Raw genomic sequence first — 24,213 nt, forward strand, 5'->3', positions numbered from 1 at the left:
GATGGGCGATCCGATGCGTGGTATCGATGGCAATGCAAGGCAGGGGGGAGGCAGTCCCCGGATTGATCCGTTCAGGCGGGATTTCGATATGGCCCAGGCCGGCCCCGTGTCACGCTCGGTGCGGCTCAACGGCTTTGCCACCTGCCTGCGCCTGGAGGTGGTGTACTGGCGCATCCTGGAGCGCATCGCCCAGGCCAACCGCTGTTCGGTGAGCGCCGTGCTGTCCTATGTGGATCGTGAGGTGCACCTGCGTCATGGTGGGGTGCGCAATTTCAGCGGCTTGGTCAGGGTGATCTGTGTCGCCTGGCTGCAGGAAGCGCGGGACGCGCACTGATCGCCGGGCTGCGCTGCTCTTCTTTACCATATATAATCCCGCTCTTTGCTGCCCTGGGCAGCGTGCGATGTGGTTGACGAGAGACACCCATGCCCCTGTATGACTATCAATGTGCATCCTGCGAACACCGAATGGAGGTGTTGCAGAAGATCAGTGCCGCGCCGCTGACCGATTGCCCGGCGTGTCAGGCGCCGGCATTGAAGAAGCTGCTGTCGGTCCCCGGCTTTCGCCTGAGTGGCAACGGCTGGTACGAGACCGACTTCAAGACCGGGGCAAAAAAGAATCTGGCAGGCGGCGACAAGGCCGACTGAGTTGAATTGCACCCGCCGGGTCTTGCAGTATTAGCCCCTTGGGCGGCCAAGACCTCCACCGAACACACGAATCACGAGAAGCGAAACCACGATCATGATGCGCAGCCATTATTGCGGCCAACTGAACGAGTCCCTGGACGGCCAGGAAGTCACCCTTTGCGGCTGGGTCCATCGTCGCCGCGACCACGGCGGGGTGATTTTCCTCGATATCCGTGACCGCGAAGGCATGGCCCAGGTCGTGTTCGACCCGGATCGCGCCGAAACCTTCGCCGCCGCCGACCGCGTGCGCAGCGAATATGTCGTGCAGATCACCGGCAAGGTGCGCAAGCGCCCAGAAGGCGCGGTGAACGCCAACATGGCCTCGGGCGCCATCGAGATCCTCGGCTACCAGCTGAACGTGCTCAACGAAGCGGAAACCCCGCCGTTCCCGCTGAACGAATACTCCGACGTCGGCGAGGAAACCCGCCTGCGCTACCGCTTCATCGACCTGCGCCGTCCGGAAATGGCCGACAAGCTGCGCCTGCGTTCGCGCATCACCAGCAGCATCCGTCGCTTCCTCGACGAGAACGGCTTCCTTGATGTCGAAACACCGATCCTGACCCGCGCCACCCCTGAGGGCGCGCGCGACTACCTGGTGCCGAGCCGCACCCACGCTGGCAGCTTCTTCGCTCTGCCGCAGTCGCCGCAACTGTTCAAGCAGCTGCTGATGGTCGCCGGCTTCGACCGCTACTACCAGATCGCCAAGTGCTTCCGCGACGAAGACCTGCGCGCCGACCGCCAGCCGGAATTCACCCAGATCGACATCGAGACCAGCTTCCTCGACGAGTCCGAGATCATGGGCCTGACCGAAAGCATGATCCGCAAGCTGTTCAAGGAAGTGCTGGACCTGGAGTTCGGTGAATTCCCGCACATGACCTTCGAAGAAGCCATGCGCCGCTACGGTTCCGACAAGCCGGACCTGCGTATTCCGCTGGAGCTGGTGGACGTCGCTGACCAGCTGAAAGACGTCGACTTCAAGGTCTTCGCCGGCCCTGCCAACGATCCGAAGTGCCGCGTCACCGCCCTGCGCCTGCCAGGCGGCGCCAGCATGCCGCGCAGCAAGATCGATGAGTACACCAAGTTCGTCGGCATCTACGGTGCCAAGGGCCTGGCCTACATCAAGGTCAACGAGCGCGCCAAGGGTGTCGAGGGTCTGCAGTCGCCGATCGTCAAGAACATCCCCGAGGCCAACCTCAACAACATCCTCGACCGCGTGGGTGCCGTGGATGGCGACATCGTGTTCTTCGGTGCCGACAAGTTCAAGATCGTCAGCGAGGCCCTGGGCGCGCTGCGTATCCGTCTGGGCCACGACTTCGAGCTGTTGACCTGCGAGTGGGCGCCGATGTGGGTCGTCGACTTCCCGATGTTTGAAGAGAACGAAGACGGCAGCTTCACCGCGCTGCACCACCCGTTCACCGCGCCGAAGTGCACCCCTGAAGAGCTGGAGGCCAACCCGGCCACCGCGCTGTCGCGTGCCTACGACATGGTCCTGAACGGCACCGAGCTGGGTGGCGGTTCGATTCGTATCCACCGTAAAGAGATGCAGCAAGCGGTCTTCCGCCTGCTGGGTATCGAAGCGGCAGAACAGGAAGAGAAGTTCGGCTTCCTGCTCGACGCTCTGAAGTTCGGCGCGCCGCCTCACGGTGGCCTGGCCTTCGGCTTGGACCGCCTGGTCATGCTGATGACCGGCGCCCAGTCGATCCGTGAAGTGATCGCCTTCCCGAAAACCCAGAGCGCCGCCTGCGTCATGACCCAGGCCCCGGGCATGGTCGACGCCAAGGCCCTGCGTGAACTGCACATCCGTCTGCGCGAGCAGACCAAGGTCGAGTGATCGACCGGGGCGCCCCGGCAACGGGGTGCCCCCGCGCTTGAGGCGCAGGATTCTTCACGTTCCGCCCTTCGGGGCGGAACCTGTTTCTGTTTCAAGGATTCGGAGTCGTTATGGCTGGTCATTCCAAGTGGGCGAACATCAAGCACCGCAAAGAGCGCCAGGATGCCAAGAGAGGCAAGGTCTTCACCAAGTGGATCCGCGAACTGACCGTCGCGGCCAAGCAGGGCGGTCCTGACCCGGCCTCCAACCCGCGGCTGCGCCTGGCGCTGGACAAGGCCCTGGGTGCCAACATGAGCCGCGATATCATCGATCGCGCCGTGGCCCGTGGTGCCGGCACCAACGAAAGCGACAACGTCGAAGAGCTGAGCTACGAGGGCTACGGCCCGGGCGGCGTGGCGATCATGGTCGAGGCCATGACCGACAACCGCAACCGTACCGCCGCCGCCGTGCGTCATGCCTTCACCAAGTGTGGTGGCAACCTGGGCACCGACGGTTCGGTGGCCTACCTGTTCGAGCGCAAGGGGCAGATCAGCTTCGCCGCCGAGCTTGCGGTCGACGAGGAGGCGCTGATGGAAGCCGCGATGGAGGCCGACGCCGATGACGTGGTGGCCAACGACGATGGCTCCTTCGAGGTGTTCACTTCGTTCAACAGTTTCTATGCCGTGCGCAATGCGCTCGAAGAGGCTGGCTTCAAGGCCTCGGACGCTGAGATCGTGATGCAGCCGACCACCAGTGCCGAGCTGGACAAGGACGGCGCGGAGAAGGTGCTCAAGCTGATCGACATGCTCGAGGACCTGGACGACGTGCAGAACGTCTACTCCAATGCACAGATCTCCGATGAGATCATGGAAACGCTGGGCTGATCGTTTCGGCTATCGGCTTGATCGCGGGGCAAGCCCGCTCCCACAAGACGTGCGCCAGATGGCGGTGTAGGTTTTGTGGGGGCGGGCTTGTCCTGCGATATGGCCGGCAAATTCGCACATCTTTGTAGGCGTTATGACTCTCATTCTTGGTATCGACCCTGGCTCGCGCATCACCGGCTTCGGCGTGGTCCGCCAGACCGCCCGTGGCTGCGAGTACGTGGCGTCGGGTTGTATCCGCACCGGCGGCGGCGAGCTGCACGAGCGCCTGCAGATCGTCTTTCGCGGGGTGAGCGAGATCATCCGCGAGCATGGCCCGGTGACCATGGGCATCGAGCGGGTGTTCATGGCGCGCAACGCCGACTCGGCGCTCAAACTGGGCCAGGCCCGGGGCGCGGCCATCGTCGCTGCGGCCGAGGCCGGCCTGGAGATCGCCGAGTACACCGCAAGCCAGGTCAAGCAGGCCGTTGCCGGCACCGGCGGGGCCAATAAAGAGCAGGTGATGATGATGGTTATGCACCTGCTCAAGCTGACCCAGAAACCGCAGATCGACGCCTCCGACGCCCTGGCCATCGCCCTGTGCCACGCCCATACCCGTTCCAGCCTGATTCCCCATGGGTTGGCGACAGCGCGGCGGCGTGGCGGGCGCTTGCGTCTGTAACCGCTTCATGCGCTGATACACATTTTGTCCGGGTGGCGCGCGCTCCCGGCGCATTTGCTGATAGGGTGGACCGGTTTTCGACCGGCGCCCGAGAGGAAGGAACGTGATTGGACGTTTGCGTGGCACCCTGGCGGAAAAACAGCCGCCGCACCTGATTATCGACGTCAACGGCGTAGGCTATGAGCTGGAAGTGCCGATGACTACCCTGTACCGCCTGCCCAAGGTCGGCGAGCCAGTGACCGTGCACACCCACCTGGTGGTGCGCGAAGATGCCCACCTGCTCTATGGTTTTGCCGAAAAGCGCGAGCGCGAGCTGTTCCGCGAGCTGATCCGTCTCAACGGCGTGGGGCCGAAGCTGGCGCTGGCGCTGATGTCCGGCCTGGAAGTGGACGAGCTGGTGCGCTGTGTGCAGGCCCAGGACGCCTCGGTCCTCGTGCGCGTGCCCGGCGTCGGCAAGAAAACCGCCGAGCGCCTGCTGGTCGAGCTCAAGGATCGCTTCAAGGCGTGGGAAACCTCCCCGGCGATGTTCACCTTGGTCTCCGACGGCCCGCTGCCGGTGGCCAGCGAGTCCTCGGCCGAGGCCGACGCGGTCAGCGCCCTGGTCTCCCTGGGCTACAAGCCACAGGAAGCGAGCAAGGCGATTGCCGCGATCAAGGACAAGGCTGGCCTTGGCAGCGAGGAACTGATCCGTCGCAGCCTTAAAGGGATGATTGCCAAGTGATCGAGACCGACCGCCTGATCGCCGCCAGTGGCCGCGACCGTGAAGAAGTCCAGGACCGCGCGATCCGCCCGCTGCGCCTGGACGAATACATCGGCCAGCCGGTGGTGCGCGAGCAGATGGCGCTATTCATCCAGGCCGCGCGCGGGCGCAACGAATCCCTCGACCATACCCTGATCTTCGGCCCGCCAGGCCTGGGCAAGACCACCCTGGCCAACATCATCGCCCAGGAGATGGGCGTGTCGGTCAAGAGCACCTCGGGGCCGATTCTCGAACGCCCGGGTGACCTGGCGGCGATGCTGACCAACCTCGAACCCCATGACGTGCTGTTCATCGACGAGATCCACCGGTTGTCGCCGGTGGTCGAGGAAGTGCTCTACCCGGCAATGGAAGACTTCCAGCTGGACATCATGATCGGCGAAGGCCCCGCCGCGCGCTCGATCAAGCTCGACCTGCCGCCGTTCACCCTGGTCGGCGCCACCACCCGTGCCGGCATGCTGACCAACCCGCTGCGCGACCGTTTCGGCATCGTCCAGCGCCTGGAGTTCTACAGCAACAAGGACCTGGCCACCATCGTCAGCCGATCGGCCGGCATTCTCGGGCTGCCGATGGACGACAAGGGCGCCTTCGAGATCGCCCGCCGGGCGCGGGGGACGCCACGCATCGCCAATCGCCTGCTGCGGCGGGTGCGCGACTTTGCCGAAGTGCGTGGCAAGGGCGAAATCACCAAGGCGGTCGCGGACATGGCGCTGAACCTGCTGGATGTCGACGAACGTGGCTTTGATCATTCCGACCGCCGTCTGCTGCTGACCATGATCGAGAAGTTCGACGGCGGCCCGGTGGGGCTCGACAACATTGCCGCGGCGATCGGCGAGGAGCGTCACACCATCGAGGACGTGCTCGAGCCCTATCTCATCCAGCAGGGCTACATCATGCGTACTCCGCGAGGCCGCGTGGTGACCCGGCACGCCTACCTGCATTTCGGCCTGAACATCCCCGGGCGCTTCTGCGAAGGTGGTGAATATGCCGCCGAGGACGACATATGACAGATCAAATCGGGTTTTTCGTGGTCCTACCGCTGGCACGGCGCAGGCTCGCTGGCAATACGACATTATCGATGCAAAAACAGTTGCCGGGGCGGATTGGCAAGTTCAGGAGTAACCACTAGAGTATGCGCGCGCAAAATGGGCTGGAACCGTTCGCACACCGTTGTCGCGTCTATTACGAGGATACCGACGCCGGTGGCGTGGTGTATTACGTCAACTACCTCAAGTTCATGGAGCGCGCCCGCACCGAGCGGCTGCGGCACCTTGGGTTCTCCCAGGCCCAGCTGGCGCAGGACAACCTGTTGTTCGTGGTCCATTCCAGCGAGGCGCGCTATCACGCGCCGGCCCGCCTGGACGATGAGCTGCGGGTGACCGCGCAAGTGCTTGAATTGAATCGTGCCAGCCTGCGCTTCGTGCAGCAGGTGTGGCGAACACAGGATGAAGTGCTGCTCTGCGAGGGGCAGTTCCTGGTGGCCGCCGTGCGCGCCGACACTTTCAAACCCCGGGCCATTCCGCCAGAACTGCGCGACGCCTTCCTGGCGGACGGCACGGGTACTCAATCGAACGCAGGAGAATAAGCGTGGAAGCAAACGTCGTCGACCATACCTCCATGTGGAGCCTGGTCGCCAATGCCAGTATCGTGGTTCAGCTGGTGATGCTGACCCTCGTGGCAGCCTCGGTGACCTCTTGGATCATGATCTTCCAGCGCAGCACCATGCTGCGCGCCGGTCGTCGTGCTCTGGACGCTTTCGAAGAGCGTTTCTGGTCAGGCATCGACCTGTCCAAGCTCTACCGTCAGGCGGGCAGCAACCCTGATCCGGACTCGGGTGTCGAGCAGGTGTTCCGCGCCGGCTTCAAGGAGTTCTCGCGCCTGCGCCAGCAGCCGGGTGTCGACCCGGACGCGGTCATGGAAGGTGTCGGTCGTGCCATGCGCGTAGCCATCTCCCGCGAGGAAGAGAAGCTTGAGCAGAGCCTGCCGTTCCTGGCCACCGTCGGTTCCACCAGCCCGTACATCGGCCTGTTCGGTACCGTATGGGGCATCATGAACTCGTTCCGCGGCCTGGCCAGCGCCCAGCAGGCTACTTTGGCCACCGTGGCACCCGGCATCGCCGAGGCGCTGGTTGCCACCGCGATCGGCCTGTTCGCCGCGATCCCCGCCGTTATCGCCTACAACCGTTTTGCCGCGCGCAGTGAAGTGCTGATTGGCCGCTACTACACCTTCGCCGATGAGTTCCAGGCGATCCTGCACCGCAAAGTACACACCAGCGAAGAGTGATCAGGTAGAAACCCATGGCCCGAGTTCGCCACAAACGCAAGCCGGTCGCCGAGATGAACGTGGTGCCCTACATCGACGTGATGCTGGTGCTGCTGGTCATCTTCATGGTGACCGCCCCCATGCTCAATCAGGGCGTGAAGGTGGACCTGCCCAAGGTTTCCAGCGAAGCCCTGCCGCAGGACAACAACGTCCAGGTCCTGACCATTTCGATCAAGGCCGACAAGACCTACTACTGGAACCTTGGCAGCGAAGTCGACACCGACAAGCAGATGGACAAGGCCATGACCTTGCCGGAAATGACTGGGGCGGTGACCAAGATCATCGCCGCCGGCCGTGATCAGGGCAAGCAGACCCAGGTCTTCATCCGTGGCGACAAGGCCGTCGACTACGGCGCGGTCATGGGCGCCATGGGCGGGTTGCAGAAGGCCGGTGTCGGTAACGTTGGCCTGATTACCGAGGCGCCCTGATGCAACAGCGAGAGCCATCCGCCTCGGAAAGCTACTTCTGGCCCAGTGTCTGGGCCATTGCGCTGCATGTGCTGGTGTTCGGCATGCTGTTCGTCAGCTTCGCCATGACGCCAGAGCTGCCGCCTGCCAAACCTATCGTCCAGGCCACGCTTTACCAGCTCAAGTCCAAGAGTCAGGCGACTACCCAGACCAATCAGAAGATTGCCGGGGAGGCGAAGAAGACCGCTTCGCGCCAGACCGAGGTCGAGCAGATGGAGCAGAAGAAGGTCGAGCAGGAGGCCGTGAAGGCCGCGGAACAAAAGAAAGCCGACGCCGCTCAAAAGGCCGAGGAGGCTCGCGAAGCCGCCGAGGCGAAGAAGGCTGAGGAGGCCGCCAAGGCCGCCGAGCAGAAGAAAGCCGCCGAGGCCAAGAAAGCCGAGGAAGCGAAGAAGGCCGCTGAAAAGCAACAGGCCGACATCGCCAAGAAGAAGGCTGAGGAAGAGGCCAAGAAGCAGGCCGAGGAAGAAGCCAAGAAACAAGCCGCGGAAGAGGCGAAGAAGAAAGCCGCCGAAGACGCGAAGAAAAAAGCAGCCGAGGACGCCAAGAAGAAAGCGGCGGCCGAGGAGGCGAAGAAGAAGGCAGCTGAAGAGGCCAAGAAAAAGGCCGCGGCAGACGCCCAGAAGAAAAAGGCACAGGAAGCGGCTCGCAAGGCGGCGGAAGACAAGAAGGCCCAGGCGCTCGCCGAGCTGTTGTCCGACACCACCGAGCGGCAGCAGGCGCTGGCCGACGAGCAGGGTGACCAGGTGGCCGGCGACTTCGACGACCTGATTCGCATGCGCGCGGCCGAAGGTTGGGCGCGTCCGCCATCTGCGCGCAAGGGCATGACGGTAGTTCTGCAGATCAACATGCTGCCGGACGGCACCATCACCAACGTGAGTGTGGCCAAGTCCAGCGGCGACGGCCCGTTCGACAGCTCGGCCGTGGCCGCGGTGAAGAACATTGGTCGGTTGACCGAGATGCAGGGCTTGAAGCCGAGCGATTTCAATCCGTATCGTTCATTCAAGATGACATTTACACCTGAGGATCTAGCGTTGTGATTAAACGTCTGAGAGGACTCCTGGTCTTGCTCTGCTGCGTGGCAGGCATGGCCATGGCAGAAGAAAAGAACATCCTGGTCACCAGTGGTAGCGACCGGGCAACTCCCATTGCGGTAGTGCCGTTCGGCGTGCAGGGCGGCAGCGTGCTGCCCGAGGACATGGCTGACATCATCAGCAACGACCTGCGCAACTCCGGTTACTACGGGCCGATTCCGCGGCAGAACATGATCAGCCTGCCTACCCAGGCCAGCGAAGTGATCTTCCGTGACTGGAAAGCCCTGGGCGCCCAGTACGTCATGGTCGGCAACATCGTGCCGGCAGGTGGTCGCCTGCAGGTGAGCTACGCGCTGTTCAACGTCGCCACCGAGCAGCAAGTGCTGACCGGCAGTGTTGCTGGCGGCGTCGACCAGCTGCGCGACATGGCTCACTACATCGCCGATCAGTCGTTCGAAAAGCTCACCGGGATCAAGGGTGCGTTCTCCACCCGCATGCTGTACGTGACCGCCGAGCGTTTCTCGACCAACAACACCCGTTACACCCTGCAGCGTTCGGACTACGACGGTGCCCGTGCAGTGACCCTGTTGCAGTCGCGTGAGCCGATCCTGTCGCCGCGTTTCGCGCCGGATGGCAAGCGTATCGCCTATGTCTCGTTCGAGCAGAAGCGCCCGCGCATCTTCATCCAGCACATCGACACCGGCCGCCGCGAGCAGATTACCAACTTCGAAGGCCTGAACGGCGCTCCAGCCTGGTCGCCTGACGGTACCCGTCTGGCGTTCGTGCTGTCGAAGGATGGCAACCCGGACATCTACGTGATGAACGTGGCCTCGCGCCAGATCACTCGCGTGACCGCAGGCCCGGGCATCAATACCGAGCCGTTCTGGGGCAAGGATGGCAACACCCTGTACTTCACCTCCGACCGTGGCGGCAAGCCGCAGATCTATAAACAGTCGATTGGTGGCGGTGGTGCCGAGCGCGTGACCTTCGTTGGCAACTACAACGCCAACCCGAAACTGTCGGCGGACGAGAAGACCCTGGTGATGATCCATCGCCAGCAGGGCTTCACCAACTTCAAGGTGGCCGCTCAGGACCTGCAACGCGGAAGTGTAAAGATTCTCTCCGAGACCAGTCTTGATGAGTCTCCCACTGTTGCGCCAAACGGCACCATGCTAATCTACGCCACCCGCCAGCAGGGCCGGGGAGTCTTGATGCTCGTGTCGCTTAACGGCCGTGTGAGGCTCCCACTTCCTACCGCTCAAGGCGAAGTCAGAGAACCGTCCTGGTCCCCTTACCTGAACTGATTGCGGCGTAACATTTTTTGCTTAACACACTGGGGTTTCATTAGGAGTTTCACGATGGAAATGCTGAAGTTTGGTAAATTCGCTGCGCTGGCTCTGGCCATGGCCGTAGCTGTAGGTTGCTCCTCGAAGGGCGGTGACAACGCTGGTGAAGGCGCTGTTGACCCGAACGCTGGCTACGGTGCCAACACTGGCGCTGTCGACGGCTCCCTGAGCGAAGAAGCCGCCCTGCGCGCAATCACCACCTTCTACTTCGAATACGACAGCTCGGATCTGAAGCCAGAAGCCATGCGCTCCCTGGACGTTCACGCCAAGGACCTGAAAGCCAACGGCAACCGCGTTGTTCTGGAAGGCAACACCGACGAGCGCGGCACCCGCGAGTACAACATGGCTCTGGGTGAGCGTCGTGCCAAGGCCGTTCAGCGCTACCTGGTTCTGCAGGGCGTTTCCCCTGCTCAACTGGAACTGGTTTCCTACGGCGAAGAGCGTCCAGTTGCCACCGGCAACGACGAGCAGTCCTGGGCTCAGAACCGTCGCGTAGAACTGCGTAAGTAAGTTCTTATGCGTATGTGCCGTCGTGCTGTAACCGTCCTCGCACTCAGCCTGCCCCTTTCGGCGTGGGCTGCGGTTCCCGTAGTAGATGACAACGCGGGTGGCTATCCACCTGCGGGTTATGGCACGAGCGGCGCCTATGCCGGAGCAGGGGCTTCGGCCCCTGCTTCTGCAAATGGCCAGCTGTTCATGCAGCTGCAGCAGATGCAGGACCAGATTTCCCGCCAGCAAGGCATCATCGAAGAGTTGCAGAACGATGTGTCGCGCATGAAGCAGGAAAACCTCGAGCGCTACCAGGATCTCGACCGCCGCATCAGCAGCGGTGCCGCGCCTGCCGCGACTCCAGACAATTCCTCCACCGGTGGCGCGAACAACGCAGCCACGGGTGCCGCCGCCGGCGCCAGCGCCGCGCAGCCACCGGCCGCCAGCAGCGAGCCGGGTGATCCGGCGAAAGAGAAGCTGTATTACGACGCCGCTTTCGACCTGATCAAGCAGAAGGACTTCGACAAGGCCAGCCAGGCCTTCAACGCCTTCTTGCGCAAGTACCCCAACAGCCAGTACGCCGGCAATGCCCAGTACTGGCTTGGCGAGGTCAACCTGGCCAAGGGCGACCTGCAAGGCGCCAGCCAGGCCTTCGCCGAAGTCGGCCAGAAGTACCCGAAACACAGCAAGGTGCCGGACTCGCTGTACAAGTTGGCCGATGTCGAGCGCCGCATGGGCCACACCGACAAGGTCAAGGGCATCCTGCAGCAGGTCATCACCCAGTACCCCGGCACTTCCGCCGCACAACTGGCCCAGCGCGACCTGCAGAAGCTCTGAGCGATCCGTTGATGAAGAAACCCGCGCCTGCCGCGGGTTTTTTCGTTAGAATCACGGCCCTTTTTTCGTAAACACGCTGCCGCGGATAACGCCATGTCGAGTCCGCGACAGTGCCTGACGGAGGCGGACAGCCTGTTCAGCTGTCACGCCCGTGGCGAACATGCAAGACACATTACGCATCACCGAAGTGTTTTACTCGTTGCAGGGTGAAACGCGAACGGCCGGGCTGCCCACGGTTTTCGTGCGCCTGACCGGTTGCCCCCTGCGCTGCCAGTACTGTGACAGTGCCTACGCCTTCAGTGGCGGCACTATTCGCACCCTCGATTCGATCCTCGAGCAGGTCGCCGGCTTCAGGCCGCGCTACGTCTGCGTGACCGGCGGCGAGCCGCTGGCCCAGCCCAACGCGTTGCCGTTGCTGCAGCGCCTGTGCGATGCCGGTTATGACGTGTCGTTGGAAACCAGCGGCGCCCTCGACATCAGTGGCGTCGACACCCGGGTCAGCCGTGTGGTTGACCTCAAGACCCCAGGCTCGGAAGAGTCCCATCGCAACCGCTACGAGAACATCGAGCTGCTGACCGGCAACGACCAGGTCAAGTTCGTCATCTGTTCCCGCGAGGACTACGATTGGGCGGTTTCCAAGCTGATTCAGTACAACCTGGCCGAGCGTGCCGGGGAGGTGCTGTTCTCGCCCAGCCACCATCAGGTGAGCGCTACCGACCTGGCCGACTGGATCGTCGCCGACAACCTGCCCGTGCGTTTCCAGCTGCAGCTGCATAAGTTGCTGTGGAACGACGAACCCGGACGTTGAGGAGAAAAACATGACTGACAAACGCGCGGTAATCCTGCTGTCCGGTGGCCTGGACTCGGCCACCGTGGTGGCCATGGCCAAGGCCGACGGCTACCAGTGCTACACCATGAGCTTCGACTACGGCCAGCGCCATCGCGCCGAGCTCAACGCCGCGGCGCGGGTGGCCCGTGACCTGGGCGTGGTCGAACACAAGGTGATCGGCCTGAACCTCGACGGCATCGGTGGCTCGGCCCTGACCGACAGCAGCATCGATGTGCCCGAGGCCCCAAGCGAGGGAATTCCGGTCACCTACGTGCCGGCTCGCAACACCGTGTTCCTTTCCCTGGCCCTGGGCTGGGCGGAGGTGCTCGAAGCCCGTGACATCTTCATTGGTGTCAACGCCGTGGACTATTCCGGTTATCCGGACTGCCGCCCGGAATTTGTCGAAGCCTTCGAGCGCATGGCCAACCTGGCCACCAAGGCCGGCGTGCAAGGGCAGGGCTTTTGCATCCAGGCACCGTTGCAGAACCTGAGCAAGGCGCAGATCGTCCAGGCGGGCATTGCCCGTGGCGTTGACTACAGCCTCACCGTTTCCTGCTACCAGGCCGACGACGACGGGCGTGCCTGTGGCAAGTGCGACAGCTGCCGCCTGCGGGCCGACGGCTTCAAGGCGGCCGGTGTAGAGGATCCCACCCGGTATTTTTGAAAAAAGTTGCGATGGGGTGTTGATTTCCTCTGAGAAATCAGTAATATACGCGCCATCCAACGGGTCGTTAGCTCAGTTGGTAGAGCAGTTGGCTTTTAACCAATTGGTCGTAGGTTCGAATCCTACACGACCCACCATATTCTCAACCGTTCCAGTCTGGAATGGTTGATACGAAAAACCCGCCTATAGGCGGGTTTTTTCGTTTCCAGGCCAAATAAGCAAGGACTTGGCGCTTTTTGAGCTTACACGCTCTATTGCGCGTTGCCGCGGAACCCGTTCCTCACTCACTTTCCCTCTGCCCCAAGCCAGGAGCCATGGCGCGGTGGCTCATTGCAATTATCTTTTCAAACTCTACAACTATTTGCAGCGCTAAATGTCATTCTTTGCAGGTCGGCTGTTCATGGGGATGCCGGCCTAACCGCATAGGAGCGAACACACATGGCAGCACTGCACGGCAGCACATTGGAAGCCATCAAGCACAACCAGGCGCAGTTGTTGGAGCAATGGACGGCAGCGCTTGAGGCCAATGGCGCTACCCGCAATATCAAGGAACAGACCCTGTTGCAGGAAACCCGCGATTTCCTGCAACTGCTGGTCGATGTCTTGCAGACAGGCAGTGGCAATGACATCGCCATCAGCGACTGGGATGAAACCCGCCGGTTCCTGGAAAAACTCTCGGCCAGCCGCGCCCAACTGGGGCACGACTCGCACCAGGCGGTGTATTTCATCTTCGCCCTCAAGGGGCCGCTGTTCAGCCTGCTGCAAACGCATTTCAGCGACGACCCGGCTCGCTTGGCCGAGCAATTGTGGTTGATCTCCGAGCTGGTCGACACTTTAGGGATGCACACCATCCGCACCTATCAAAAGACCCGCGAAGCGGTTATCAAGCGCCAGCAGGAAGAGCTGCTGGAGTTGTCCACTCCGGTGGTCAAGCTGTGGGATGGCGTGCTGGCCCTGCCGCTGATCGGTACGCTCGATTCGCAGCGTAGCCAGACGGTGATGGAGTCGTTGTTGCAACGTATCGTCGACACCGGCTCGGAAATCGCCATCATCGACATCACCGGTGTGCCGACTGTCGATACCCTGGTCGCCCAGCATCTGCTCAAGACCGTCACCGCCATCCGGCTGATGGGCGCCGACTGCATCATCAGCGGGGTGCGCCCGCAGATCGCGCAGACCATCGTGCACCTGGGGTTGGACCTGGGCACCCTGACTACCAAGGCTAACCTCGCTGATGCGCTGAAGCTCGCGCTCAAGCGCCTGGGTGTGAACCTGGGCGAGCAGGCCTGAGCCCATGGACCGTATCCCGATTCTGCGGATGGGCGAGTTTCTGCTCGTGACCATCCAGGTCGACATGCATGACAAGCTGGCCATGTGCTTGCAAGACGACCTTACCGACCGCATCAGCGCCACCTCCGCCAGGGGCGTGTTGCTCGACATCTCGGCGCTGGACATGGTCGACTCGTTCATTGGCCGGATGATCGCTGACATCGCCAGCCTGTCGCGGCTGATGGATGCCCAGGTGATGGTGGTGGGCATGCAGCCGGCCGTGGCCATTACCCTGGTGGAACTGGGCTTGACCCTGCCTGGGGTGAGCACGGCACTGGATGTGGAGCGAGGCATGCAGCGGCTCAGCCAGCACGTGAGGCACCCATGAGCGGCGAGCACAGTGGCAGCCTGCCGGTACGCATCGAGCAGGACGTGGTACTGGCCCGGCAGTTGGCGCGCAAACTGGCCAGCGATTGCGGCATGCGCCTCGTGGACCTGACCAAGCTGGTCACCGCTGTCAGCGAGCTGGCGCGCAACACCGTGATCTATGGCGGCGGGGGCGACATGGATTGGCAGGTGCTCGAGGAAGCGGGTCGCACCGGAGTGCGCTTGTTGTTCCGTGACGAAGGGCCGGGTATCGCCGACCTGAAGCTGGCCCTGACCGATGGCTGGACCTCCGGCAATGGCCTGGGCCTGGGCCTGACCGGCGCTCGCCGTCTGGTGGACGAGTTCGAGCTCGACAGCGTGCCAGGCGAGGGCACGCGGGTGACGATCACGCGATGGATATGAATATTTCTGCCAGCAGGACGCTAGTCTTGCCCTTGGAAGAGGGCACCCAGATCGGCCACGCCCGGCGCACCGCACAGCGCCTGGCCGAGCAACAAGGCTTCGACAGCGAGGACGCCGGCCGTGTGGCGTTGCTGGCTACCGAGCTGGCCAGCAACGTGCTCAAGCACGCCGGAGCGGGTGCATTGCACTTGCGCAGCGTGCCCGGTGCCAACGGCCTGGGCATCGAGTTGCTGGCAGTGGACCGGGCTCAAGGGTTCGATGCCCAGACATGCCTCGTCGATGGCTACTCCACCGGTGGTACACAGGGCATCGGCCTGGGCGCGGTGGCACGTATGGCCAAGGTGTTCGACATGCACACCGACGCCCGCGGCTCGGTAATCATGGCCCGCGTGTACCAACGCGCTGCCGAAAGTCGTGACCTGCGCATCGGCGTCAGCCATCACGCGCTGCATGACGACCCGGCTTGCGGCGACACCTGGCACGTCGCGCTCACCCACGGGCGTCTCAGCGCCTTGCTGGTCGACGGCCTGGGGCATGGCCCGGATGCCGAGGAGGCGGCCCAGAGCGCGGCAGCGGCATTCGCCGAGGATGCCTTTCTCGACCCACTTTTGCTGATCGAGCGGCTGCACCTGGCGATGTGCAGCACCCGGGGCGGCGCGGTTGCCATCGCACAGCACGATCAGCACAGCGGCCATATTGCCTTCTCTGGCATCGGCAACATCGGCGCCAGTCTGGTGGCGCCGACCCGCATGCGCGGCATGCCCTCGCTTCCAGGTATCGTCGGCGGGCAATACCGCAAAGCCCAGGTCTTCGACTACGCTGACGTGACGGGCAACCTGCTGATCCTCTACAGCGACGGCCTGCAGTCGCGCTGGAATCTACAAGACTACCCTGGGTTGGTGCATCGCCACCCGGCGGTGATTGCTGCCGTGCTGCATCGGGATTTCTGCCGGGGGCGGGACGATGTGACGGTGCTGGTGATCGACCTGGAGCCAGACCATGGCTGAGCCTACCATGCGAGACGCCGAGCAGTTCGCGCGGCTGCAGGCCGAAAACGAGGCCCTGCGCGCCGAGCTCGAAGAAACCAATCAAGGCGTGCTGGCCTTGTATGCCGAGCTGGACATCCAGGCTGAGCACTTGCGCCAGGCGTCCGACCTTAAAAGTCGCTTTCTGTCGTACATGAGCCATGAGTTCCGCACCCCGCTGGGCTCGATACTGAGCATCACCAGCCTGCTGGCCGACGAGCTGGACGGGCCGCTGTCGGAAGAGCAGCACCGCCAGGTTGCATTTGTCAGCAATGCGACCCGCGAGTTGTCGGACATGGTCGACGACCTCCTCGACCTCGCCAAGATCGAAGCCGGGCGCATCACCATCTCGCCGGCCTGGTTCGATATGTTCGACCTGTTCGCGGCGCTGCGCGGGATGTTTCGGCCGATCGTCGACGCCACGGCGGTCGACCTGATTTTCGAAGAGCCGGTGGGCCTGCCGCGCCTTTATACCGACGACAAGAAGCTTGCGCAGATCCTGCGCAACTTCATCTCCAATGCCTTGAAGTTCACTACCCGCGGTGAAGTGCGAGTGTCGGCGCAACTCGTCGATGCGCAGCACATCCGCTTCGCCGTCAGCGATACAGGCATTGGCATTGCCTCGGAGCTGCTGGGCACGTTGTTCGAGGATTTCGCACAGCTCGATTCACCCTTGCAGAAACGCCTGCGTGGCACCGGCCTGGGGCTGTCGTTATGCAAGCGTTTCGTCACGCTGCTGGGCGGGGAGGTAGGCGTGCACAGCGAGCCAGGGGTCGGTTCCACTTTCTTCGTGATCATTCCGCTGGCGTTGGCCCAGGAGAGTGTGGATGAAACCTGACCTGCGCCTGCTCATCGTCGATGACAACGTCGCCACCCGTTACGCCCTGCGCCGCCGCCTCGGCGCGCACGGCTACGAAGTGCTCGAAGCGGGCACCGGCGGGGAGGGGCTGGCGCTGATTCGTGACGAGCAAGTGGATGCGCTGATTCTCGACGTCAACCTCCCGGACATGAGCGGTTTCGACATTGTCCGGTTGCTGCGCGAGGACAGTCGCACGGCGCTGTTGCCGGTGATCCACGTGTCGGCGGCATCGATCCAGAGCGGCGATATCATTACTGGCCTGAACGCCGGTGCCGATGCTTATCTGATCCACCCGGTGGACCCGGACGTGCTGCTCGCCACCCTGCGCACCCTGCTGCGAGTGCGCGACACCGAGCGGGCCTTGCGCCAGAGCGAAGCGCGGTTCCAGGAAATCTTCCGGGGTGTGTCCGCCCCCATCGCTGTGCTCGATGGCGACTTGAAGGTGCACGAATGCAACCACGCCTTCGCCCACCTGGTGCAGGACAACCGCGACCCGCTGTGTCTGCACGAGTGCTTCGCCGAAGGCCAGGTCAAGGCGCTCGAGGAGTTGCGCCAGCACCTCGCGGCGGGGGAGCGCTGGAAAGGCACGCTGGGCATGCGCCTGCAGGGGCAACCGCGCGACACCGAGTGGCAACTGTCGCCGTACCAGGCGCCTGGCCTGTGTCTGGTGTTCGTCGAGGACATCACCGAACACCGTCACCGCGAGCGCTCGCACCTGGCACGCCTGGACGATGCCAACAGCCAGTTGGCCAGGGAAGTGGCCGAGCGCGTGCGCACCGAGGCGCGACTGTTGCAGTTGCAGAAAATGGATGCCTTGGGCAGCCTCACCGGTGGCATCGCCCACGATTTCAACAACCTGTTGACCGGCATCATCACCAGCCTTGAGCTGATCCGCAAACGAGTGGCGGAAAACCGTGTGGAAAAGGTGCCGAAGTATGCCGAGGTGGCGCTGAGCTCGGCCAACAGCGCCGCCGTGCTCACCCAGCGGCTGCTGGCCTTTGCCCGCCAGCAACCGCTCGACACCCGTCCGGTGGACGTCAACCAGCACATACGCTCGCTGGAGGAACTGGTGACCCGCACGATCGGTGAGCGAGTCACCCTCACCCTGGAGCTGTCCACCCTGCCGGCCATCGCCCTGGTCGATCCGGTGCAACTGGAAAGCGCGGTGCTCAACCTGGTCATCAACGCCCGCGATGCGCTGCCCAAGGGCGGGCAAATCTGGGTCAACACTTCGGCGGCCTGGTGCCACGGCGACGCCAACCTCGCCGATGGCGCCTACGTGGCCGTGACCGTGCGCGACAACGGCAGTGGAATCGAGGCAGAGTTGCTCGACAAGGTCTTCGATCCGTTCTTTACTACCAAGCCTCTCGGCCAGGGCACTGGCCTGGGCTTGTCGACCATCTACGGTTTCGCCCGCCAGTCGGGTGGCCATGTGAAGCTGCGCAGTGTGGTTGGCAAGGGCACCGAGGTGACGCTGTTGCTGCCGGCCAGCGACGAGGCGGCGGTCAGCCTGGACCGCGAGGTCGAGAATGACCAGCAGGGCAATGGCGAGCACGTGTTGATCGTCGAGGACATGGCCTCGGTCCGACTGTCGGTGGCCGAGGCGCTGGGCGAGGCCGGGTACCGATGCACCTTGGCGTCGACCATCGATGAGGCGTTGCAATACCTGCAGCAGGAGGAGAGCATCGACCTGCTGTTGACCGATGTCGGACTACCGACCATGAGTGGGCGAGAGCTGGCTGACATCGCACGGTTGCATCGACCAGGGTTGCCGGTGCTGTTCATGACCGGTTACGCCGATGCGGCGCTGGACCGCCAGGCGTTCCTGGGGACAGGGATGGAAATGCTGGTGAAGCCATTCAAAATGTCGGAGTTGCTCGACAAGGTCAAGCACGCGGTAGTGCGCTTGGGCTGAGGGGCGCCGTGACCTTCTCGCCGCTGTACGCGCTTGGGTTACCCCGATGCGCATGATCGGCATGCCATCAATGGAATACCGGCGTCAACGGTTCAGCCGCCGAGCATCGAAGGCATCGCGTGCCTGGTAGGCGGTGTAGGTGGCCTGAGCTGCCACCAGGCCGGCCAGGCCAAAGGTGCGTTCGAGGCCGAACCGGCTGAAACCACTCGGGATCGGCAGGCGACGGGCGATGGCGTCCGCCAGGACTTCGCCGGCGACCGTGGTCGGTGCCATGCCGTGGCCGCCGAAGCCGACGGCGTGCCAGATGCCGTTGGCGTCCTGGCCGATCTGCGCCATCTGGTGGCGTCCGTAGCTCATCAGGCCGCCCCAGGCGTATTCCAGCGCCACGTCCTCGAGTTGCGGATAGACGCTCACCAGGTCGGCCTTGAGCAGCTTGGCGATGGCCTGTGGCCCGCGATCGAGGATGGATATGCGTCCGCCCCAGAGGATTCGGGTGTCTTTCAGTGGGCGGTAGTAATCGAAGGCGAAGCGTGTGTCGTAGATGGCCGACTGGCAGTCGATGGCGTCCGGCAAGCGCGCGCCCAATGGCGGGGTGGTTACCACGTAGGTGGCGATCGGCAGCACGGCGCGTTCGATCGGGGCGTAGATGCCACGGGCATAGCCCCCTGCGCTGAACACCACTTCCTCGGCATGGACTTCGCCCTGGCCGGTGCGCACGATGTAGCCGCCTGCCTTCTTCTCGATGCCGGTCACCGGCGACTGCTCGTAGATCGTCACCCCGGCCTGGGCGGTAGCCTGGGCGATGCCGCAGACGTACTTGAGCGGGTGGAAGTGGAATGCGTTGCGCTCCAGCAATCCGCCGTAATAGCGCTCGGTCCTGAGCTGTTCCTTCAGTTCGCCGGGGGTGATGTATTGCCAGTCGACGCCATAGGCCTGCTTCATCAGCTGGCGTGGTTTCTCAAGGCGCAACGGGTCGTTGAACCAGTTGGCGAGGATCACGCCCTGGTCGACCAGGTCGCAGTCGATGGTGTAGCGGCGGGTGCGTTCGCGGATCAGGTCGACGGCGTCGAGTGTCAGTCGATACAGCTTGCGGGCCTCATTGGCGCCCAGCGCCGATAGCAGGTCGGCGTTGCCAAGGCTGTAGCCGCCGAAGACGAAGCCGCCGTTGCGTCCCGATGCACCATGGCCGATGCGTTGCGACTCGATGATCGTCACATCGCTCACCCCGCGCTCGGCAAGCCCTATCGCGGTCGACAGGCCGGCCAGGCCGCCACCGAGTATGCACACGCGGGTATCGGTGCGCCCACTCTGGGCAGGGTAGAGGGTTCTGCTGGCGGTGGCTTCGTAGTAAGAGTCGAAGGTGCTGTTCATCAGGGTCCCGGAGCAGTGATGGGCGGACCGGGGCGGGTCCGCCAATGGAGTTTTCAGGCGGGCTGCTGACTGGCCGCGACCGCGTTGCCGGAAGGCTCTGCTTTGCTACGTTCGGCCTTGCGCATCTCGATGCTGGAGAAGTCCATTTCCCTGTAGCGCACCACCCTGGAGCCTGTGACCAGCTTGTGGCCGAACCAGACCACCACGAACAGCACCAGGCCGACATAGGTGGCGAAGGCACCGATCCAGTCGATCTGCCCGCCGATGAACGCCTGGTAGTTCTGCCCGAGCATCACCACCATGCACAGGCCGAAGGCGAACAGCGGGCCGAACGGGAAGTACTTCGAGACATACGGCAGTTTCGCCAGGTCGTGGCCATGGAACAGGTAGCCGCGGCGGAAACGGTAGTGGCTGATCGCGATGCCCAGCCAGGCGATGAAGCCGAGCATGCCGGAGGTGTTGAGCAGCCACAGGTAGAGCTTGCCAGGGCTGAACAGGAAGCTCAGCAGGCACAGGCCGGCGACTGCGGCGGTGGCCAGCAGCGCCCAGACCGGCGTGCCGCTGCGGGTTACCCGGGCGAAGATGGCCGGCGCCTTGCGCTCCAGCGCCAGGCTGTAGAGCATGCGTGAGGAGGCATACATGCCCGAGTTGCCGGCGGACAGCACCGAGGTCAGGATCACTGCGTTCATCACGGCGGCGGCGGCGAGCATGTCGGCCTTGGCGAAGATCAGGGTGAACGGGCTGATGGTGACGTCCGACAGGCCGTCCTTGAGCAGCCGTGGGTCGGTGTAGGGGATCAGCAGGCCGATCACGACGATGGTGAGCACGTAGAACAGCAGGATGCGCCAGAAGATCTGACGCACGGCCTTGGGAATATTGCGCCCCGGATTTTCCGTTTCGCCGGCGGCGATGCCTACGAATTCGGTGCCCTGGAACGAGAAGCCGACGATCATCGCCACGCCGATCAGCGCCGGCAGGCCGCCGGCAACGGGCGCGTCGCCGATCTGCCAGAGGTGGGCGCCGCCGTCCTGGCCGCCTTCAAGGATGCCCAGCAGCATCAGCACGCCCACGGCGATGAAGATGAGGATGGTGATGACCTTGATCAGGGCGAACCAGAACTCCGCCTCGCCGAAAAAGCGCACCGAGGCGACGTTGAGGGCGAACAGCAGCACCAGGAAGGCCGCGCTCCAGATCACCCCGGGGGTGTCCGGGAACCAGTAGAGCATGATGATCTGCACGGCCACCAGGTCCACGGCGATGGTCACGGCCCAGGAGTACCAGTAGTTCCAGCCCAGGGCGAAACCGAAGCTTTCTTCCACGTAGCGCGAGGCATAGGTGGAGAACGAGCCGCTGACCGGCATGCACGCGGCCATTTCACCGAGGCTGGTCATCAGGAAGTAGACCATCAGGCCGATTACCGCGAAGGCCAGCAGCGCGCCGCCGGGGCCTGACTGGGCGATGGTGGCACCGGAGGAGACGAACAGGCCGGTGCCGATGGAGCCGCCGATGGCGATCATGTTCAGGTGGCGGCTGGTGAGAGTGCGTTTGAGGTGTCCGGAAGGCGGGGTTGCGGCAGTCAAGTTTGCATTGTTGTTCGAATGGGTCATGGGCAACCTATTGGATCTGCATTCGGGTGAGTTGTTGTTTTTGTTGTGATCTGACCACTTCCAGTTGCAGGTGACGGGCGCGGGCTGGGCGCCGGTCGGCTGACGGCTTCTCCAATGCCGTGGCAGTTGCGATTGCTTTGATTGAAATCAGTATTGGCGTTGAAAGGCGTTCTCAACAAACGACAATTAGTTGCTACATCATTCCCTTTTGGAATGTTTAATTTCGTCGTTTTGATCCTATGCGAAAGGTGATGTTTGTCCGTATTAATCTGAGTTTCCCATGATTACTGAGGCACGAGTCCGTCATTCTGGAGCGCGATATTGTCATTTTGTAATTCTCAGGAAATGTACGAAACAATATGGCGGAAAATTATTCATCATCGATGCAACAAAAAACCGATACCTGGGGGACCAGATATCGGTTTTCGAAAGGTATCCCTTCAAGTGAAGGGGTGGGGATGAATGGTAGGCCGTGCCCGAGTCGTCAGCCTTCGTCAGGGCGAACCGTGTCGCTGCTGGCGGTCCGCTGCTCCTGTTTCGTTCGGGCGCCGGGCAGTTTGTCGAATTCATGCAGCCCGTTTTTCGCATACGGGTCGCCGATCCAGCGTGGGCTGGCGGTGAACGCTTCGTTGACCAGGCTCTTGGCCGGCTCGTAGCGGTCGTAGCTCAGGCCCGCCAGGTCGGACAGGGTGTGGATCAAGTGTGCGCTGCTGTAAGGGCGGTTGGCCATCGACTGCAGGTCGCGCGGGTGCGCCGCCTGCCAGCTGGGTGAGGTCCAGAGCAGGAAGGGGATGGTGTACATCGGCCGGGTTGGGTCGGCTTCGTTGCGGCCAAGGCGATCATGATTGCCTGAGCTGTAGACATCCTCGCCATGGTCGGAGAGGTACAGCAGGAAGCCGTTCGGTGTGCTGGCCGAATAGCGCTTGATCAGGTCGGACACGACGAAGTCGTTGTAGCGTACGGCGTTGTCATAGAAGTTGTAGGTCTGTAGCTGGTCGGGGGACAGCGCCGCCGGCGCGCCGGTGTGGTCCTTGAAGTGGTCGAAGCCGGCCGGATAGCGGTAGCGGTAATCCATGTGCGTGCCGAGCAGGTGGACGATGATCAGCTTCTTGCCGGCCGGGTCCTGCAGGGCCTTTTCGAAAGGCGCCAGGACCACGCTGTCGTATTGGCTGGCGTTCTGGTTGCGCTGGTTGTTCAGGTAGACCGGCATGTCCGTCTGCTGGGAGAAGGTGGTGAGCATGGTGTTGCGCTTGGTCATCGTCTGCTGGTTGGTGATCCAGAAGGTCTTGTAGCCGGCCTGTTTCATCAAATTGATCAGCGACGGGTCGGTGAGGAAGCGATCAGGATGCTGTTCATCGCCGAACGTCAGGATTTGCTGCATCACTTCGATGGTGTACGGGCGTGGCGAAACGACGTTGCGGAACACGGTGAGGCCCTTGTCGCTGGCGGCCAGGGTGTCGAGATTCGGTGTGGTGTCGCGGTTGTAGCCGTAGAGGTGCATGTGCTCGCGAGTGGTGGACTCACCCAGTACCAGCACCAGGGTGCGTGGCGCGTCGCCGCTGGCATCCTTGAGGTTCTGCAGTGGCGGCAGGGCGGCGTTCTGCTCCAGCAGAGCCTGCATGTTGTCCAGTTGCTGGCGGTATTGCCGGTAGCCCACCACCAGTTGCCAAGGTACCGCGGCCGCCATGCGCTGTTCGACCTTTTCCCGGGCGTCGGCGAAGCTGCGTTGTTGGGAGACCATCTGCTTGTAGAACGGGTAACCCAGGGTTGCTGTCAGTAACACGGCGACCACCGGCAGGCGGCTGTAAAGCGGCAGGGTGACCGGGCGGATGCGCCGCCACAGCAGCACGGCGATCGCGCTGTAGAGCAGCAGCCCCAGGCATAGCCAGACGCTGAAGTATTGGCTGAAGTATTCCCCGGCCTCGGCGGTGTTGGACTCGAACATCACGAAGATGACGCTTTGCGAGAACTCCTGGCGGTAGATGGCGAAATAGCTCAGGCCGACCAGCGAGCTGGCCCACAATACCAGCCCGATCAGGGCGGCAAGGGGGCGGGTCAGGCGGGGTAGCAGCAGGACCGGTGCCAGCCACAGGCTGCTGAGGAACAGGGCGTCACGGAAGCCGGCGAAGCCGGTGGTGCCGCTGAACAACAGCAGGGCCTGGGTGATGCCGGAGAAGTACCAAAAGAACAGCAGGAGCCAGCCGAGGCCGGGCCAGTCGATGGATTTTCTAGCGGGGGGAGTTGTACGGGACACGTGTGCCTCAGAGCGCGGTTGCCTGCCGGATCGGTTGGCAGGCGACGCTAAAGGGGACCGTGTGAAAAGATCGTCAACAATTCATGAAAGTCCTGGAGAGATCGACGAGTGAGATACGAGTAACTTGCTCTTGTTGTTCGCTCTTGTTGTTCGCTCTTGTTGTTGCTGTTTGCTGTTTGCTTTTAAGCGCGCGGTAGATCAGGCAACACCAATTGCGACTTCAGGAGGCCGAGTGGAGTTCTTGCGTAGGGAGGTGACGGGCATGGATGCCCGTCAAGCGCTGCGCCCCAGGATGGGGCGTTCAGCGCGGTCCTCCCGGGAGCAAGAACGGAGCGAGGGGACCCCG

The 24,213-nt window shown here is 62.9% G+C and carries 25 protein-coding genes and 1 tRNA gene; 23 read left to right on the plus strand and 3 right to left on the minus strand.

Going from position 1 to position 24,213, the window contains the following annotated elements; translation table 11 throughout:
- Positions 1–13: 13 nt before the first annotated feature.
- From AC25M7_RS20445 to AC25M7_RS20555, 23 genes are all read left to right on the plus strand, one after another.
- Complete coding sequence (locus AC25M7_RS20445) at positions 14–334, plus strand: ribbon-helix-helix domain-containing protein (protein ID WP_051555674.1); 321 nt, start codon at positions 14–16, stop codon at positions 332–334.
- An 89-nt stretch (positions 335–423) separates the two neighbouring features.
- Positions 424–645, plus strand: a complete 222-nt coding sequence (locus AC25M7_RS20450) for an FmdB family zinc ribbon protein (protein WP_003254776.1) — start codon at positions 424–426, stop codon at positions 643–645.
- Positions 646–739: 94 nt separating this feature from the next.
- Positions 740–2,515 (plus strand): aspartate--tRNA ligase, encoded by a 1,776-nt coding sequence (gene aspS / locus AC25M7_RS20455; protein ID WP_028690589.1) that lies wholly within the window; start codon positions 740–742, stop codon positions 2,513–2,515.
- Positions 2,516–2,625: 110 nt separating this feature from the next.
- On the plus strand, positions 2,626–3,378 hold the full coding sequence (locus tag AC25M7_RS20460) for a YebC/PmpR family DNA-binding transcriptional regulator (protein ID WP_028690588.1): 753 nt from the start codon (positions 2,626–2,628) through the stop codon (positions 3,376–3,378).
- Positions 3,379–3,511: 133 nt separating this feature from the next.
- Positions 3,512–4,036 (plus strand): crossover junction endodeoxyribonuclease RuvC, encoded by a 525-nt coding sequence (gene ruvC / locus AC25M7_RS20465; protein WP_028690587.1) that lies wholly within the window; start codon positions 3,512–3,514, stop codon positions 4,034–4,036.
- Between the two features lie 103 nt (positions 4,037–4,139).
- On the plus strand, positions 4,140–4,757 hold the full coding sequence (ruvA, locus tag AC25M7_RS20470; RefSeq protein WP_062361237.1) for a Holliday junction branch migration protein RuvA: 618 nt from the start codon (positions 4,140–4,142) through the stop codon (positions 4,755–4,757).
- Entirely contained in the window at positions 4,754–5,800 is a 1,047-nt protein-coding gene (ruvB, locus tag AC25M7_RS20475) for a Holliday junction branch migration DNA helicase RuvB (RefSeq protein ID WP_088852273.1), read from the plus strand. Before ruvA ends, ruvB begins: the two co-directional genes overlap by 4 nt.
- A 125-nt stretch (positions 5,801–5,925) precedes the next feature.
- Positions 5,926–6,378: a tol-pal system-associated acyl-CoA thioesterase gene (gene ybgC, locus AC25M7_RS20480; protein WP_062361235.1), complete on the plus strand. Its 453-nt coding sequence runs from the start codon at positions 5,926–5,928 to the stop codon at positions 6,376–6,378.
- Between the two features lie 2 nt (positions 6,379–6,380).
- Complete coding sequence (gene tolQ / locus AC25M7_RS20485) at positions 6,381–7,076, plus strand: protein TolQ (protein WP_028690584.1); 696 nt, start codon at positions 6,381–6,383, stop codon at positions 7,074–7,076.
- A gap of 14 nt (positions 7,077–7,090) precedes the next feature.
- Complete coding sequence (gene tolR / locus AC25M7_RS20490) at positions 7,091–7,543, plus strand: protein TolR (RefSeq protein WP_011535155.1); 453 nt, start codon at positions 7,091–7,093, stop codon at positions 7,541–7,543.
- Positions 7,543–8,619, plus strand: coding sequence for a cell envelope integrity protein TolA (gene tolA, locus AC25M7_RS20495; protein ID WP_036986087.1), 1,077 nt, complete (start codon positions 7,543–7,545; stop codon positions 8,617–8,619). Before tolR ends, tolA begins: the two co-directional genes overlap by 1 nt.
- Before the next feature lie 47 nt (positions 8,620–8,666).
- Positions 8,667–9,917, plus strand: coding sequence for a Tol-Pal system beta propeller repeat protein TolB (gene tolB, locus AC25M7_RS20500; RefSeq protein WP_051555667.1), 1,251 nt, complete (start codon positions 8,667–8,669; stop codon positions 9,915–9,917).
- Between the two features lie 54 nt (positions 9,918–9,971).
- A complete protein-coding gene (gene pal / locus AC25M7_RS20505; protein ID WP_028690581.1) occupies positions 9,972–10,469 on the plus strand; it encodes a peptidoglycan-associated lipoprotein Pal in 498 nt (165 codons plus the stop codon).
- A gap of 6 nt (positions 10,470–10,475) precedes the next feature.
- Positions 10,476–11,285 (plus strand): tol-pal system protein YbgF, encoded by an 810-nt coding sequence (ybgF, locus tag AC25M7_RS20510; RefSeq protein WP_028690580.1) that lies wholly within the window; start codon positions 10,476–10,478, stop codon positions 11,283–11,285.
- A gap of 160 nt (positions 11,286–11,445) precedes the next feature.
- Entirely contained in the window at positions 11,446–12,093 is a 648-nt protein-coding gene (gene queE / locus AC25M7_RS20515; protein ID WP_028690579.1) for a 7-carboxy-7-deazaguanine synthase QueE, read from the plus strand.
- Between the two features lie 10 nt (positions 12,094–12,103).
- Entirely contained in the window at positions 12,104–12,778 is a 675-nt protein-coding gene (gene queC / locus AC25M7_RS20520; RefSeq protein WP_028690578.1) for a 7-cyano-7-deazaguanine synthase QueC, read from the plus strand.
- A gap of 61 nt (positions 12,779–12,839) precedes the next feature.
- Positions 12,840–12,915 (plus strand) — tRNA-Lys (locus AC25M7_RS20525).
- Between the two features lie 301 nt (positions 12,916–13,216).
- A complete protein-coding gene (locus tag AC25M7_RS20530; protein ID WP_062361232.1) occupies positions 13,217–14,068 on the plus strand; it encodes an STAS domain-containing protein in 852 nt (283 codons plus the stop codon).
- Positions 14,069–14,072: 4 nt separating this feature from the next.
- Positions 14,073–14,435, plus strand: coding sequence for an STAS domain-containing protein (locus AC25M7_RS20535; protein ID WP_028692979.1), 363 nt, complete (start codon positions 14,073–14,075; stop codon positions 14,433–14,435).
- Positions 14,432–14,836: an anti-sigma regulatory factor gene (locus AC25M7_RS20540; protein ID WP_028692980.1), complete on the plus strand. Its 405-nt coding sequence runs from the start codon at positions 14,432–14,434 to the stop codon at positions 14,834–14,836. The genes AC25M7_RS20535 and AC25M7_RS20540 overlap by 4 nt, the downstream gene beginning before the upstream one ends.
- Positions 14,833–15,843, plus strand: coding sequence for an ATP-binding protein (locus AC25M7_RS20545; protein ID WP_028692981.1), 1,011 nt, complete (start codon positions 14,833–14,835; stop codon positions 15,841–15,843). The genes AC25M7_RS20540 and AC25M7_RS20545 overlap by 4 nt, the downstream gene beginning before the upstream one ends.
- The gene (locus AC25M7_RS20550; protein ID WP_069016688.1) at positions 15,836–16,699 is read left to right on the plus strand and encodes a sensor histidine kinase; all 864 of its coding nucleotides are present in this window, start codon (positions 15,836–15,838) and stop codon (positions 16,697–16,699) included. The genes AC25M7_RS20545 and AC25M7_RS20550 overlap by 8 nt, the downstream gene beginning before the upstream one ends.
- On the plus strand, positions 16,689–18,635 hold the full coding sequence (locus AC25M7_RS20555) for a response regulator (protein WP_207851705.1): 1,947 nt from the start codon (positions 16,689–16,691) through the stop codon (positions 18,633–18,635). The genes AC25M7_RS20550 and AC25M7_RS20555 overlap by 11 nt, the downstream gene beginning before the upstream one ends.
- 84 nt (positions 18,636–18,719) lie before the next feature.
- Here AC25M7_RS20555 and AC25M7_RS20560 read toward each other — a convergent pair whose 3' ends face one another.
- The 3 genes from AC25M7_RS20560 to AC25M7_RS20570 form a co-directional block, all read right to left on the minus strand.
- Complete coding sequence (locus tag AC25M7_RS20560) at positions 18,720–20,006, minus strand: NAD(P)/FAD-dependent oxidoreductase (protein WP_486971399.1); 1,287 nt, start codon at positions 20,004–20,006, stop codon at positions 18,720–18,722.
- Positions 20,007–20,059: 53 nt separating this feature from the next.
- Positions 20,060–21,613, minus strand: a complete 1,554-nt coding sequence (locus AC25M7_RS20565) for an amino acid permease (protein WP_069016685.1) — start codon at positions 21,611–21,613, stop codon at positions 20,060–20,062.
- Positions 21,614–22,097: 484 nt separating this feature from the next.
- Complete coding sequence (locus AC25M7_RS20570) at positions 22,098–23,867, minus strand: phosphoethanolamine transferase CptA (protein WP_082750443.1); 1,770 nt, start codon at positions 23,865–23,867, stop codon at positions 22,098–22,100.
- Positions 23,868–24,213: the final 346 nt, after the last annotated feature.

The sequence above is a fragment of the Pseudomonas sp. P106(2024) genome, from assembly GCF_057480815.1.

What these genes read in the sequence shown, in the direction of transcription:
- AC25M7_RS20445 (WP_051555674.1), top strand. Translation starts at nt 14, where the DNA reads ATGCGTGGTATCGATGGCAATGCAAGGCAGGGGGGAGGCAGTCCCCGG.
- AC25M7_RS20450 (WP_003254776.1), top strand. Translation starts at nt 424, where the DNA reads ATGCCCCTGTATGACTATCAATGTGCATCCTGCGAACACCGAATGGAG.
- aspS (WP_028690589.1), top strand. Translation starts at nt 740, where the DNA reads ATGATGCGCAGCCATTATTGCGGCCAACTGAACGAGTCCCTGGACGGC.
- AC25M7_RS20460 (WP_028690588.1), top strand. Translation starts at nt 2,626, where the DNA reads ATGGCTGGTCATTCCAAGTGGGCGAACATCAAGCACCGCAAAGAGCGC.
- ruvC (WP_028690587.1), top strand. Translation starts at nt 3,512, where the DNA reads ATGACTCTCATTCTTGGTATCGACCCTGGCTCGCGCATCACCGGCTTC.
- ybgC (WP_062361235.1), top strand. Translation starts at nt 5,926, where the DNA reads ATGCGCGCGCAAAATGGGCTGGAACCGTTCGCACACCGTTGTCGCGTC.
- tolR (WP_011535155.1), top strand. Translation starts at nt 7,091, where the DNA reads ATGGCCCGAGTTCGCCACAAACGCAAGCCGGTCGCCGAGATGAACGTG.
- tolA (WP_036986087.1), top strand. Translation starts at nt 7,543, where the DNA reads ATGCAACAGCGAGAGCCATCCGCCTCGGAAAGCTACTTCTGGCCCAGT.
- tolB (WP_051555667.1), top strand. Translation starts at nt 8,667, where the DNA reads ATGGCCATGGCAGAAGAAAAGAACATCCTGGTCACCAGTGGTAGCGAC.
- pal (WP_028690581.1), top strand. Translation starts at nt 9,972, where the DNA reads ATGGAAATGCTGAAGTTTGGTAAATTCGCTGCGCTGGCTCTGGCCATG.
- ybgF (WP_028690580.1), top strand. Translation starts at nt 10,476, where the DNA reads ATGCGTATGTGCCGTCGTGCTGTAACCGTCCTCGCACTCAGCCTGCCC.
- queE (WP_028690579.1), top strand. Translation starts at nt 11,446, where the DNA reads ATGCAAGACACATTACGCATCACCGAAGTGTTTTACTCGTTGCAGGGT.
- queC (WP_028690578.1), top strand. Translation starts at nt 12,104, where the DNA reads ATGACTGACAAACGCGCGGTAATCCTGCTGTCCGGTGGCCTGGACTCG.
- AC25M7_RS20530 (WP_062361232.1), top strand. Translation starts at nt 13,217, where the DNA reads ATGGCAGCACTGCACGGCAGCACATTGGAAGCCATCAAGCACAACCAG.
- AC25M7_RS20535 (WP_028692979.1), top strand. Translation starts at nt 14,073, where the DNA reads ATGGACCGTATCCCGATTCTGCGGATGGGCGAGTTTCTGCTCGTGACC.
- AC25M7_RS20540 (WP_028692980.1), top strand. Translation starts at nt 14,432, where the DNA reads ATGAGCGGCGAGCACAGTGGCAGCCTGCCGGTACGCATCGAGCAGGAC.
- AC25M7_RS20545 (WP_028692981.1), top strand. Translation starts at nt 14,833, where the DNA reads ATGAATATTTCTGCCAGCAGGACGCTAGTCTTGCCCTTGGAAGAGGGC.
- AC25M7_RS20550 (WP_069016688.1), top strand. Translation starts at nt 15,836, where the DNA reads ATGGCTGAGCCTACCATGCGAGACGCCGAGCAGTTCGCGCGGCTGCAG.
- AC25M7_RS20555 (WP_207851705.1), top strand. Translation starts at nt 16,689, where the DNA reads ATGAAACCTGACCTGCGCCTGCTCATCGTCGATGACAACGTCGCCACC.
- AC25M7_RS20560 (WP_486971399.1), bottom strand. Translation starts at nt 20,006, where the DNA reads ATGAACAGCACCTTCGACTCTTACTACGAAGCCACCGCCAGCAGAACC.
- AC25M7_RS20565 (WP_069016685.1), bottom strand. Translation starts at nt 21,613, where the DNA reads ATGACCCATTCGAACAACAATGCAAACTTGACTGCCGCAACCCCGCCT.